General features: G+C 39.7%; 10 protein-coding genes and 1 tRNA gene. 6 read left to right on the top strand and 5 right to left on the bottom strand.

Translation table 11 applies throughout. From position 1 onward, the window contains the following. Positions 1-16 precede the first annotated feature (16 nt). Complete coding sequence (locus tag O3746_RS07660) at positions 17-694, top strand: TIGR01621 family pseudouridine synthase (RefSeq protein WP_290991800.1); 678 nt, start codon at positions 17-19, stop codon at positions 692-694. 10 nt (positions 695-704) lie between these two features. Here O3746_RS07660 and O3746_RS07665 read toward each other — a convergent pair whose 3' ends face one another. Further along, the gene (locus O3746_RS07665; RefSeq protein ID WP_070590810.1) at positions 705-2015 is read right to left on the bottom strand and encodes a sodium:proton antiporter; all 1311 of its coding nucleotides are present in this window, start codon (positions 2013-2015) and stop codon (positions 705-707) included. 233 nt (positions 2016-2248) lie between these two features. Between O3746_RS07665 and xthA the strand changes: the two genes are divergently transcribed. Beyond that, a complete protein-coding gene (xthA, locus tag O3746_RS07670) occupies positions 2249-3052 on the top strand; it encodes an exodeoxyribonuclease III (RefSeq protein ID WP_070590808.1) in 804 nt (267 codons plus the stop codon). A gap of 9 nt (positions 3053-3061) precedes the next feature. Continuing rightward, positions 3062-3835 (top strand): TIGR01619 family protein, encoded by a 774-nt coding sequence (locus tag O3746_RS07675; protein ID WP_070583134.1) that lies wholly within the window; start codon positions 3062-3064, stop codon positions 3833-3835. 132 nt (positions 3836-3967) lie between these two features. Here O3746_RS07675 and O3746_RS07680 read toward each other — a convergent pair. Further along, positions 3968-4043 (bottom strand) — tRNA-Asn (locus tag O3746_RS07680). A 400-nt stretch (positions 4044-4443) separates the two neighbouring features. Between O3746_RS07680 and uvrB the strand changes: the two genes are divergently transcribed. Continuing rightward, complete coding sequence (uvrB, locus tag O3746_RS07685) at positions 4444-6480, top strand: excinuclease ABC subunit UvrB (RefSeq protein ID WP_371448460.1); 2037 nt, start codon at positions 4444-4446, stop codon at positions 6478-6480. A gap of 37 nt (positions 6481-6517) precedes the next feature. Here the strand turns inward: uvrB and O3746_RS07690 are convergent, their stop codons facing one another. Then, positions 6518-7909 (bottom strand): DegQ family serine endoprotease, encoded by a 1392-nt coding sequence (locus O3746_RS07690; protein WP_197560390.1) that lies wholly within the window; start codon positions 7907-7909, stop codon positions 6518-6520. A 409-nt stretch (positions 7910-8318) separates the two neighbouring features. Here O3746_RS07690 and aroG point away from each other — a divergent pair, with 409 nt between their 5' ends. Together aroG and O3746_RS07700 are read left to right on the top strand one after the other, a co-directional pair. Beyond that, positions 8319-9410, top strand: a complete 1092-nt coding sequence (aroG, locus tag O3746_RS07695; protein WP_178162295.1) for a 3-deoxy-7-phosphoheptulonate synthase AroG — start codon at positions 8319-8321, stop codon at positions 9408-9410. A 119-nt stretch (positions 9411-9529) separates the two neighbouring features. Beyond that, the gene (locus O3746_RS07700; RefSeq protein WP_178162336.1) at positions 9530-10447 is read left to right on the top strand and encodes a lysine exporter LysO family protein; all 918 of its coding nucleotides are present in this window, start codon (positions 9530-9532) and stop codon (positions 10445-10447) included. A 79-nt stretch (positions 10448-10526) separates the two neighbouring features. On the opposite strand, the gene hypF is transcribed toward O3746_RS07700, so the two are convergent. Together hypF and hybG are read right to left on the bottom strand one after the other, a co-directional pair. Then, entirely contained in the window at positions 10527-12794 is a 2268-nt protein-coding gene (gene hypF, locus O3746_RS07705; RefSeq protein ID WP_178162293.1) for a carbamoyltransferase HypF, read from the bottom strand. A gap of 13 nt (positions 12795-12807) precedes the next feature. After that, complete coding sequence (gene hybG / locus O3746_RS07710) at positions 12808-13083, bottom strand: hydrogenase maturation factor HybG (RefSeq protein ID WP_005696275.1); 276 nt, start codon at positions 13081-13083, stop codon at positions 12808-12810. Between the last annotated feature and the right edge of the window lie 246 nt (positions 13084-13329).

The following is a 13329-nucleotide window of genomic DNA, read 5'->3' on the forward strand; positions in this document are numbered from 1 at the left end:
ATTTTTGACCGTACTTATGAAATTAGAGATTGTTTATCAGACAGATGATTTTATCATTATTTATAAGCCTTGTGGACTGAGCGTGCATAAAGATCAGAGCGAAATTGGTTTAACCACTTTACTTGCTGAGCAGCTTGATGTGCCACAAGTTTGGCTTGTGCATCGGTTAGATAAAGTGACATCAGGTTTACTCATTTTGGCATTGAACGCCGAAAGTGCGGCTGAATTTTTCCGACTTTTTTCTGAACACCATGTTCAAAAAACTTATCTCGCCCTTAGCAATCAGAAACCCAAAAAGAAACAAGGATTGATTATCGGCGATATGCAAAAGGCCAGAAATGGTGCCTGGAAACTCTGTCCATCGAAAGAGAATCCCGCGATTACGCGTTTTGAAAGTGTAAGTTGTGAGCCTAATTTACGATTATTTATCTTAAAGCCACAAACTGGTAAAACCCATCAATTGCGTGTGGCGATGAAAAGCTTAGGTAGCCCTATTTTAGGTGATGCGCTTTATGGTAAAAACACTGAAAATATTGACCGCACTTATTTACACGCTGCAAGATTGCAATTTGAATTTAAAGGTCAGGCATTTGATGTGTTTACTCTTCCTAAAGAAGGGGAGTGGTGGCATCGTGAAGGTGTTATGTCTCAGATTCAAAAAATAGGCTCAGCAAATGCTGAGCCAAAGATATAAACGTGATTGATTATTTCGCTAATCCGATACCTGTATAGCCACGTTCACGCATGGTGGCTTCTTTTGATTTACGAATTAAGGTTTCAATTGTCATGCCTTGTACGAGAATTGAAAATGCCACAACCGCATACGTCATACCTAAAATAAGATCGCGAACATCCATTTCTAATCCTTCAATATAAAATTGGCCACTTGGAATAGAAAGCGCCATAGCGAGTGCTAATCCGCCTCGTAATGCGCCCCAAGTGAGCACTTTCATCGTGTAAGGGTTGTATTTACGGTAGCGTTTCATGACTTGGAATGGTAGCCAAACACTGGCATAGCGACAGATTAAACAAACCGGAATAGCAAGAAAAATTAAGATTAACCCTTGCCAAGACACATGAATCAATAAAATCGCTAAACCGATTAAGATGAAGAGTAAGGAATTGAGAAAGTGATCGATCATTTCCCAAAAGTGATCTAAATAGCGTTGGCTTTGTTGAGAAAAGCCGGTGTATCTTGTCCAGTTACCAATTAAAATCCCCGCGACAACCATGGCTAATGCACCTGAGACGTGTAAGAGATTAGCCAGCATAAAGCCCGCAGTAGGTACGATTAAGGTTAAGAGAATTTCTAACGAACCATCATCAGTGGCTGAAATCAGATAATGGACGAATAGACCTAAAACCAATCCAAAGGCAATCCCACCTAAGGCTTCTTTAAAAAATAAATGAAGAATACCGTTTGCTGTCGGTTCATGACCGCCAAATGCGACAGCAAAAACAGTGGTGAAAATCACCAAGCCAATCCCATCATTAAAAAGTGATTCGCCTTCCACCTGCATGGATAAGCGTTTTGGTGCTTTTAAGTTTTTAATAATGGCAAGTACGGCAATAGGGTCATCAGGCGATATGAGTGCACCAAATAAGATGCAGTAAATTAAATCAATATGCCAGCCGAAAAGTAAGGCAACGCCATAAAGTAGAAAACCAATAAAAAAGGTGGAGGCAAGCGTTGAGAAAAGAGCGAAAGTGGTAATTTCCCATTTTTGATTGTTCAAGACCGGAAGTTTAATGCCTAAGGCGCCGGCAAAGAGTAAAAAGCCTAAAATCCCATTTAATAAGAAATCTTTAAAATCAATGCGTTCAATGACGCGAGTGGCGATATCATCCAAATTAAACCAGCCGAAATATCCCAATAACACCAGGAAAAGCGAGCCAGCCATAGAAGTGGCGGTGATGGCAATGGTATATTGGATATTATCGTTCAGTTTGCGTGTGATAAAACTGATAAGAATGGCTATTGTGGTGAGGAAACACAAGTAAGTATAAATATTCATAAAATGATCCGAGTAAAGTAATAAAAACGCCGCCAGTATAAGCAAGTTAGTTTTATTAATAAAGTGCGTTTTTAGGAAAAATTTTAATGAGAAAGAAGGAGCAAATTCATTTGAGTGCAACTGAAGCGTAATCACATTAATAGGCGTAACTTCTTCTGTTACAAGAGGAAAAGTGCGGTTAAGATTTCAATTATTTTGTATAATAGACCCAATTTTTCACATTAGGAACAAAAATGAAATTTATCTCTTTTAATATTAATGGTTTACGTGCTCGCCCTCATCAACTTGAAGCAATTATTGAAAAATACCAACCGGATGTGATTGGTTTACAAGAAATCAAAGTAGCAGATGAGGACTTTCCTTATGCGATTACTGAAAATCTGGGTTATCACGTTTTTCATCACGGACAAAAAGGCCACTATGGTGTAGCGCTCTTAACCAAACAAGAACCTAAAGCGGTGCGTCGTGGTTTTCCAACAGATAATGACGATGCGCAAAAACGTATTATTATGGCGGATTTAGAAACCCCATTTGGTTTGTTAACAGTAATTAATGGCTATTTCCCGCAAGGCGAAAGCCGTTCACATGAAACTAAGTTTCCAGCAAAAGAAAAATTTTACGCGGATCTTCAACGCTATTTAGAACAAGATCACGATAAAGCCAATCCGGTTTTAATTATGGGTGATATGAATATTAGTCCAAGTGATTTAGATATTGGTATCGGTGATGAAAACCGCAAACGTTGGTTGCGTACTGGCAAATGCTCATTCTTACCCGAAGAGCGTGAATGGTATCAACGCTTATACGATTATGGATTGGAAGACACGTTCCGCAAATTAAACCCAACAGTCAATGACAAGTTCTCGTGGTTTGATTATCGCTCAAAAGGTTTCGATGACAACCGTGGATTACGTATCGATCATATTTTAGTGAATCGTCAATTAGCAGAACGTTGCGTTGATGTTGGCATTGCATTAGATATTCGTGCAATGGAAAAACCGTCCGATCACGCACCAATCTGGGCAGAATTTAAATAGGAAAGCAACATGGATATGGCAAATTGGCAGAATTACCGTTCACAAGTGAATGGCATGCCTGCCGTGTTTACCGCAAATATTGAAGATTTAGATGTTTATCATGGTAAGCATCTTAGTAAAGTTGTGCAATTTACCGTGCCTTATCAGGGAGATGAGGACGGTTTGCCGAATGAAGACGAATATGAAAAATTGATTAATCGTCTTTTTAAAATCCTTGCACAATTGACCGCACTTCCAAATGTTTTCTTTGCAGGGCATTTTATTTGCAACCATCAGGCAAAAATGCATTTCTATTGTGAACATGATGCTTTGCTTAAAGAAACCCTTCAACAGCTTGATTTTGTTTCTGAGATTAATGTACAGGATGATCCTAATTGGGATACCTATTTCGATTTCTTATTGGCTTCACCACTAGAAATGAAATTAAATGCGACAGAAGAGATTTTGAGTATGCTGAATAGTAAGGGGCGTAATTTAAGTGACACTTATTTAATTGAGCATACTTTTCATTTTGATGAAGAAGAAAAAATGTTCCCCTTTATGGATGAACTAACACTTGGAAAAGTCTCTTTCAATACGTTGAAATATTCTAGCCAAGCAATTCAAACAGAAGAAGATGAAACGCCTTACTTTATGGTGAAATTGGAGCAAGAGCTTTCATTAGACAGTAATGAGATCTTCGAGTGGGTAGAGCGCTTTGAAAAATTAGCCATGGAGTTTTCTGGCGACTATATTGGCTGGGAATGCGATAATTTAATGGATGACCGGTCATCATTAAATTAGTGTGATAATTCATTAAATCAGCATAGATTAGATAAAAATAAAGCCCATCAACACGATGGGCTTAAATTCTTTTGGCTACAAATTTAGGATTCGTAAAAGGAGACAAACGAAAGCTAAACCAAAAGAGAAATTTGGCTCCTCCTGCGGGACTCGAACCTGCGACATATGGATTAACAGTCCACCGTTCTACCGACTGAACTAAGGAGGAATAAATTTGGTATCACAAAGAATAGGCGCGCATTTTAATGAGCGACCTGTCGCTTGTCAATACTCAAAATGAAAAAAATGACAAAAAAATTCACCGTTTTTGCTATCCACAAAGCCTGTGGATAACTTTGTGGATTGTTTTTGTTTAAAATGGTCAACCTCTGGTGCAGACTGGCTTTGTCTCAAATTGTTCATCTATTAGCCATTCGTTGATATTTGTTTAAATATCAATACGTTACATAAAGTCCAGCAAAAAAAATAAAATATTTTTCAATTTTGAAGTGTTTAAGACTTGACACACCTAAGTGTGTGTAAAACTTGGATTTTTATCGCTCAATTTGGAGTGATAAATGTGCTAAAATAGTCACACTTCTAAAACAGTTAAAAAATTGACCGCACTTATGGCAGAGAAAATTAATACTAAGCCTTTTATCCTTCATTCCGATTTCAAACCTTCTGGTGATCAACCCCAAGCAATCGAAAAATTAGTCGAAAATTTAGAGGATGGCTTGGCCCATCAAACCCTTCTCGGGGTAACGGGCTCAGGTAAAACCTTTACCATTGCAAATGTCATCGCGACATTAAATCGCCCGGCGATGTTGCTTGCCCCAAATAAAACTCTTGCCGCTCAGCTTTATGCGGAAATGAAAGCATTTTTTCCAGAAAATGCAGTGGAATATTTCGTCTCATACTATGATTATTATCAGCCAGAAGCTTATGTACCGAGTAGTGATACCTTTATTGAGAAAGATGCTTCTATTAATGATCAGATTGAACAGATGCGTCTTTCGGCTACGAAGTCGTTCTTAGAACGTCGAGATACTATCGTAGTGGCGTCTGTATCCGCGATTTATGGTTTGGGTGATCCAGATAGCTATTTGCAGATGATGTTGCATTTACAGCAAGGTGCCATTATCAATCAACGTCAGATTTTAGCGAAGTTGGCGGAATTACAATACACAAGAAATGATCAGGCCTTTCAGCGTGGTACATTCCGTGTTCGCGGCGAAGTGATTGATATTTTCCCTGCTGAATCTGACGATCGTGCGGTACGGATTGAATTATTTGATGATGAAATTGAACGTTTAAGTTTATTTGATCCTTTAACGGGTACTAGTTTTGGCGCTGTTCCGCGTTTTACGGTGTATCCGAAAACCCACTATGTGACGCCAAGAGAGCGTATTTTAGATGCCATTGAAAAAATTAAAGTGGAGCTTGTGCAACGCCGTGAATATTTCATCAAAGAACATAAATTGCTGGAAGAGCAGCGTATAACCCAACGTACGCAATTTGACATTGAGATGATGAATGAGCTGGGCTATTGCTCGGGAATCGAAAACTATTCACGCTATCTTTCTGGCAGAAATGAGGGCGAACCGCCTCCGACATTATTTGATTATATGCCGTCTGATGCGATTTTGATTATTGATGAATCACACGTGACCGTGCCGCAAATTGGCGGGATGTATCGTGGTGACCGTTCTCGTAAAGAAACCTTGGTAGAATATGGTTTCCGTTTGCCTTCTGCATTGGATAACCGTCCCTTACGTTTTGAAGAGTTTGAACGTTTAGCGCCGCAGACGATTTATGTTTCTGCGACACCTGGCCCTTATGAGTTGGAAAAATCTGGAACTGAAATAGTCGATCAGGTTGTACGTCCAACGGGCTTACTTGATCCACAAATTGAAATTCGTCCAGTATCCATTCAAGTAGATGATTTACTGTCAGAAGCACGCCAAAGAGCGGACAAAAATGAGCGTGTTTTAGTGACGACGCTAACGAAGAAAATGGCGGAAGATTTAACGGATTACTTAGATGAACACGGTATTCGTGTACGTTATCTCCATTCTGATATTGATACGGTTGAGCGTGTAGAGATTATTCGTGATTTGCGTTTAGGGGAATTCGATGTGTTGGTCGGTATCAACTTGTTACGTGAGGGCTTGGATATTCCAGAAGTTTCTCTTGTTGCGATTTTAGATGCGGATAAAGAAGGTTTCTTACGTTCTGAACGATCTTTAATCCAAACCATCGGTCGTGCTGCTCGAAACTTAAATGGTAAAGCGATTTTGTATGCTGATAGCATTACTAAATCTATGGAAAAAGCCATTACTGAAACGAATCGCCGTCGTGAAAAACAAATGAAATACAATGAAGAGAACGGCATTGTTCCACAGGCATTAAATAAGAAAGTCGGCGAGTTGTTAGATATTGGTCAAGGTGCAAATCAAAAAGCGAAATCGAAACAGCGTGGAAAAGCTGCGGCTGAACCGACCGCACTTTACAATGCACCTAAATCAGCCAAAGAGTTCCAACAACAAATTAAGAAATTGGAACAACAAATGTATAAATTTGCTCAAGATCTCGAGTTTGAAAAAGCCGCCGCAGTACGTGATCAGCTTCATCAATTGAGAGAGCAGTTTATGGTATCGGAATAAAGAAAAAGAGCGATCAAATTGACCGCTCTTTTTTATTTTATTGTACTAATAAGTAGAAGTTGTTTTTGCCACGTAAGATATTGAGTGCAACAGCTGATGGTTTTTCATCTAATGCTTTGCGTAAGTCTTGCGTGCTTTCAATTGGCTGGCGGTTGATGCCGATGATAATATCACCCGATTTTAAACCGCGTTGTGCTGCCATTGAATTTGGTTGAACTTTACTAATTTCCACGCCTTTAACACCTTTGGCATCATAGTTGTTTAAAGTTGCACCGTCTAATGCTGGAAGTTCCGTTTTACTTGCTGTTTGAGAGCCATCGTCTGCTTGTAAAGTCACTTTTACGTTGTCAGTTTTACCATCACGTAAGTAAGTGAGTTCAATTTCTTTACCCGCACCAGAGGTCGCAATTTTTGCACGCATTTCGGCGAAACTTGAGATTTTTTGACCATTCATTGCGGTAATGACATCACCTGCTTTCAAGCCTGCTTTTTCTGCTGCTGAATTTGGAATAACTTCACTCACAAATGCACCTTGTTGTGCACTAACATTAAAGGCTTTTGCTAAATCGGCATTTAATTCACCGCCCTTAATACCGAGCAAACCACGGCGTACTTCACCAAATTCTAAGATTTGTTGAACAAGGTTATTGGCTTGGTTACTTGGAATCGCAAAGGCAATCCCGGCGTTACCACCACTTGGCGAAATAATCGCGGTATTAATACCAATTAATTCACCTTGTAAGTTCAATAATGCACCGCCAGAGTTACCACGGTTTACTGCAGCATCAGTTTGAATATAGTTTTCATATGTACCACTATCTGAACCGGTAGAGCGGCCTAGCGCTGAAACGATACCAGAGGTTACAGTTTGACCTAAACCGAATGGATTACCGATAGCAACGGTAAAATCACCGACACGTAATTTATCAGAGTCGGCCATTTTGATTGCGGTGAGGTTTGTTGGTTTTTCGATTTGTACTAAAGCGATATCAGATTGTTCGTCTTTTCCAACAAGTTTTGCTTTGAATTCACGCCCATCTTGTAGTTTTACGGTAATTTTATCCGCACCATCTACCACGTGATTATTGGTTAAAACATAGCCTTTATCTGCATTGATGATCACACCTGAACCTAAACCACGGAAGTTGCGCGATGCGCCACGATCTCCGCCGAATTGTTCACCAAATTGATCACCAAAGAAAAATTTAAATTCTTCTGGAATATCATCAGGCAATGCTGAACGGCTGTTTGCTTTTGCTTTGCCTTCAACAGAAAGCGTTACGACTGCTGCTTGCGCTTTTTCTAACATGGGCGCAAGACTGCCTTGTTCGACAATTTCATTCGGAATAGCCGCTTGTGCAGATAAAGAGGTCGCAAATACGCTTAAACCTAATGCGATACCGGTTAATACAAAATTTCTTTTCTTCATAGAGTTCTCCAAGTAAAAATAAATGACTGAATAAGTGTTCAGTCAGACAATAAAATGAGGGGGATGTTCACTAAAAACAAGGGCATTGAAAAAATATTTAAAAAGTGCGGTCGGAATTGAAATTGTTCTTTTGCCCGCATTTATCTAAACCTATTTTCAATTTGAAAGATAAAAGAATCATTCTGTTTAAATAGTGCTGGTACAACCTATTTTTACGTCAAAAACCTTGCCAGCCAAGGCGGAAATATAGTTTAATAACGCCCTGTTTCACTGCTTAAGCAGTATAAATTTTACGCAATCACATAATAATTGTGTATGAATTTAATGAACTAGTTTACTAGTACAAAAAATAGGTGTAGAGTAACGCCATTAGATTTAAGCACAACATTTAAGATTTAGAGAGTGACATATGGCGACGAAGAAAGAAGAAATCGAAGTAAAAGTTGCAAATGATGATACCCGAATTGAAAAAGTCGATCAGGTATTACCTCCAATTGCCTTATTAGAAAAATTTCCAGCAAGTCAAGAAGCGGCTGATTTAGTTCATGAAACCCGCTTGCATGCACACAATATTATTCATGGAAAAGATGATCGTTTACTTGTGATAATTGGTCCTTGTTCTATTCATGATCCTAAAGCGGCATTAGATTACGCGAAACGTTTAAAAGTATTACGTGATGAATATAAAGATACACTTGAAGTGGTGATGCGTGTTTACTTTGAAAAACCGCGTACAACAGTAGGTTGGAAAGGCTTAATTAACGATCCTTATTTAAATGATACCTATCGTTTAAATGATGGTTTACGTATTGCACGTAAATTATTATCTGACATCAATAACTTAGGCGTACCATCAGCCGGTGAGTTCTTAGATATGATCACACCACAATATGTAGCTGATTTCATGAGCTGGGGCGCAATTGGTGCGAGAACAACGGAATCTCAAGTTCACCGTGAGTTAGCTTCAGGCTTATCTTGTGCGGTAGGCTTTAAAAATGGCACAAATGGTGGCGTAAAAGTAGCCTTAGATGCAATGGGGGCGGCAGAAGCCTCGCATTACTTCTTGTCTGTGACAAAATTTGGCCATTCGGCGATTGTTTCAACAAAAGGAAATGAAGACTGCCACATCATTTTACGTGGTGGGGATAAAGGTCCTAACTATAAAGCAGAAGACGTTGCAAAAGTTTGTGCAGAGATCGAAAAATCAGGTCGTATTCCACATGTCATGGTTGATTTCAGCCATGCAAATAGTAGCAAACAATTCAAAAAACAAATGGAAGTTTGTGAAGATGTTTGCCGACAAATTGCAGGTGGTTCAAAACAGATCTTCGGTGTCATGGTAGAAAGTCATATCGTTGAAGGGCGTCAAGATTTAGTCGATGGTAAAGCGCAGACTTACGGACAAAGTATCACTGATGCTTGTATCGGTTGGGAAGATACAGAAATTGTGTTAAAACAGTTATCTGATGCTGTATTAGCACGTCGCCAAGTAAATGGCTAATCAGTTTAATTTTCAGATGGTTAAAAGTGCGGTCGATTTGACCGCACTTTTTTATGCGCTTTGAAAAGAGGACGAAAAGGGGTATGCTAGCTTCAATGGAATAAGAAAGGAGAAGTATGATGCAGGATATGATAAATGGCTTATTAATTGTCTTAATACCGATGGTGTTAGGTTATTTATTAAAGGTCAATAATAAATCCTATATTGCAAAAATTAATCATATCGTGATGTTTTTGCTTTACATTATTCTTTTCTTAATGGGTTATTTACTCGGCCAGTTAGATGATTTAGAGCATAAACTGCCGATTATTGGCACAACTGCGGTGACACTATCTGCGATCATTTTGGGATCCAATATGATTGGTTTGATGCTTTATGACCGCTTTAACCCCGCTGAGCCACTTAAATCACAAGGTAAAATTGATTCTCGCTGGCACTCCTTAATTGACTCACTCAAACTTTCCGGCACCGTGGTGATTGGTACCCTTTGTGGTTTCTTATTCAAATCCTATATCATGTTGCCTACTGGTATCAATTTGTATGTATTGATCATACTGATTTTCTTTGTGGGGATTCAGCTAAGAAATAACGGCATTTCCTTGAAAGAAGCTCTGTTCAATAGACGAGGTTTCCAAACGGGGATGGTGTTTACTTTTACTTCATTACTAGGCGGTATCATTGCTGCTTTCGTTTTGGCTATGCCAATTACGCAAGGATTGGCGTTTGCCTCTGGAATGGGGTGGTATTCGTTATCCAGCGTGGTATTAACCAATGCATGGGGACCAGTACAGGGTAGTATTGCCTTTTTTAATGACTTATCCCGTGAAATTGTCAGTTTATTTGTCATCCCATTATTTATGCGTCATTTCCGTTCGACTGCAATTGGGATTACGGGTGCGACAGCAATAGATTGCACTTTACCAATTATCCAAAAAGCGGGAGGTATTGAAGTCACGCCAATTGCGATTTCATTCGGATTTGTCACGAATATTCTGCCACCGTTACTATTGGTTTTCTTTTCCAGTATTCCGCTATAAAAAAGAAATACAAAAAAACAAAAGAGTTAATCGTCACTTTTCGATTAACTCTTTTTCTTATATTTAATATTAAGGATTATCAGTTTCTATGCATGGCAATAATCGCCTGACCTAAACTGAGTCCACCATCACCCATCGGTAGTTTATGCGCACTTAGTACATGGAATTCGCTCAAATTTTCTTTTAATAAACGACGTAGCAGTTGGTTATGCATCACACCGCCGGATAATACGATAGTACGGCATCGGTGTTTGCGTGCTTGGTTCGCAGCAAGTTCAGCAAAACCTTGGGCGAGAGCATAATGAAAGGCAAAGGCTTTATCTGCGACAGGCGCCTGGTAATTCAACCAACTTTGCCAGAAATAAGCCAAATCCAGTTTATTGCCGATAAGTGGCATTTTTACTGGAATATTGACCGCACTTTGTGCTTGTGTCGCCAAAGATGAGGTATTTGCCAGTGCTTCTAAATGGCAGGCAGCTTCGCCTTCCCAAGAAACAACAGTTGGTGCAATACCGAGAGCATAAGCTACGGCATCAAATAAGCGCCCCGCAGATGATATAGGTGGGCAATTGAGTCCGCGTTCAATGGCATTGACTAATATTTGCCAATTCGGTTCTGTACAGGTTTTAGTGAGAATTTCTTGCCATTGTGGAATAAATTGATGCAGGTGAGCCAGCCAGTTGCGCCAAGGTTGTTTAGCTGCAAGATCGCCTCCTGGCAGAGCCACAGCAGGCAGACCACCTAAATATTGACTATGTTGATAGTCAACGAGTAGACATTCACCTCCCCAAAGTTGTCCATTTTCCCCCATGCCGATACCGTCTAGTGCAAGACCGATTACAGGTTCATTACAATGATGTTCGGCCATCACACTGACAATATGAGCATGATGATGCAGTACTTCTATTGGTGTGATTTGTTGCTGTTCGGCAAGTTGTTTACCAATGGAAGAGGAAAAATAGCCAGGATGAGCATCCACCGCGATAATGTCTGGTTTAAATTGGTAAATTTGCTGAAATAATGCAAGATTTTCACTTAATTGTGACCGCACTTGCTCATTTGCAGTATCACCAATATGTTGGCTCAGTACGGCTTTATTGTGACGTAGTAAGCAGAAGGTATTTTTCAGATCAGAACCCAACGCCAACACATTTTTTGTGCTTTGTGTTTCAAGCGATATTTCATCTGGCACATAGCCACGAGCACGACGCAATGTTTCTAATCCATCGAAGGCAACGCGAACAAGGCTATCATCAGCACGTTGTAGAATATCGCGATTGTGACAAAGATAAAAATCCGCTAAATCAGCTAATTGTTCCACCGCATGTTCATTTTTCAATACAGGAGGTTGACCGCTTGCGTTAGCAGAGGTCATGACTAGCGGACGATTAACCGCACGTAACAACAAATGTTGTAGTGGATTACTTGGAAGCATGACGCCGATTTCTTGCAAGTTAGGCGCAATATTATCAGCAATATTGGGTACTTTATGTTTTGCTAGCAGTACAATCGGTGCAGCACTGCTAGTTAGCAGTTCTGTTTCTTGAGAACTCAAATTCTGTAAAAACTGCAGATCAGGCACCATAATAGCCAACGGTTTTGTCGGACGATGCTTCCGTTGACGTAATAAATCAACCGCCTTTTGATTATTCGCATCACAGGCTAGATGAAAACCGCCTAAGCCTTTTACCGCGACGATGTGACCTTGTTGCAATAAAAGTGCGGTCTGTTTTAGTGCGGTTTCATGAGTAGCAAGCGTTTGTTCCCGATCCTGCAACCAGATATGAGGACCACAGACCGAACAAGCATTGGGTTGAGCATGAAAACGACGATCGGCTGGATCTTTGTATTCTTTTTCACATTGTGGACAAAGCGGAAAAACAGACATCGCCGTGTTTTTTCGGTCGTAAGGAATTGCCTTGATGATGGTAAAACGCGGACCGCAATGGGTACAATTGGTAAAGGGGTAGTGATAACGTCGATTGTTGGGATCGAATAAGTCAGCTAAACAATGTGGACAGGTTGCTGCATCGGGAATAATTTGCGTGTCCATTTGATTGTTTTCGCTTTCCCGGATAGTAAAGCTTGTTACTGTGGCTGCTTCAGGCCAATCTATGGTGCGCTGAGTAATGTCCGTAATTTGAGCCAGTGGTGGAAGCTTATTTTGTAGATCGGATAAAAATTGTTCAAGAGAGCCGGATGGTGGAGAGACAAAACGAATTAACACGCCTTGTCCATCATTATTGACATCTCCATTTAATCCATATTGATTTGCCAGAAGCCAGACAAAAGGGCGAAATCCCACGCCCTGAACTTTTCCTTTTATGCGTAATTCGATCCCTTGCATAACGCAATCCTGTTTATTTTTGATTGAGGCCAAGAAAATCGCCGACTTCGTGTTCCAGCTGGCTCATGGCAATTAAGGCTTCTTGCGTCTGTTTGGCTTCTTCTTCATCAATAATTGTCATGGCAAAACCCACATGTACGAGAACCCATTTGCCAACCAAAGGTTTTGGGTCATCCTGACAAATTAATGAAATATTAACTTCTCTTTTTACTCCGCAGACATCGACTACAGCAAGCTGTAATGCGCTGTCAGCTACTTGAATGATCTGTCCCGGAATACCTAAACACATAATCTGTCCTTAGTTAGAATGTTTATGAGATGAATTGTTTATTGTGTGCCAATAAACATACTGCGAAAAGAAAATTTTATCACGTAACCATTTAAATTTGTATAGCGATATTTCAAATAAGGTGATGTCTATTTGTTGGAAATTTGTTCACATTTTTAACATAAAATTATTATGTTTCACGGTTATTTAACAGCTGCATCACAGCAGTAGAAAAACAATCAAAATCTTTTGATCTTAATCACAAAT

It is taken from the genome of Haemophilus sp. 27098_8_127, from assembly GCF_041433495.1.
In the GTDB taxonomy this organism is placed as follows: Bacteria; Pseudomonadota; Gammaproteobacteria; order Enterobacterales; family Pasteurellaceae; genus Haemophilus_D.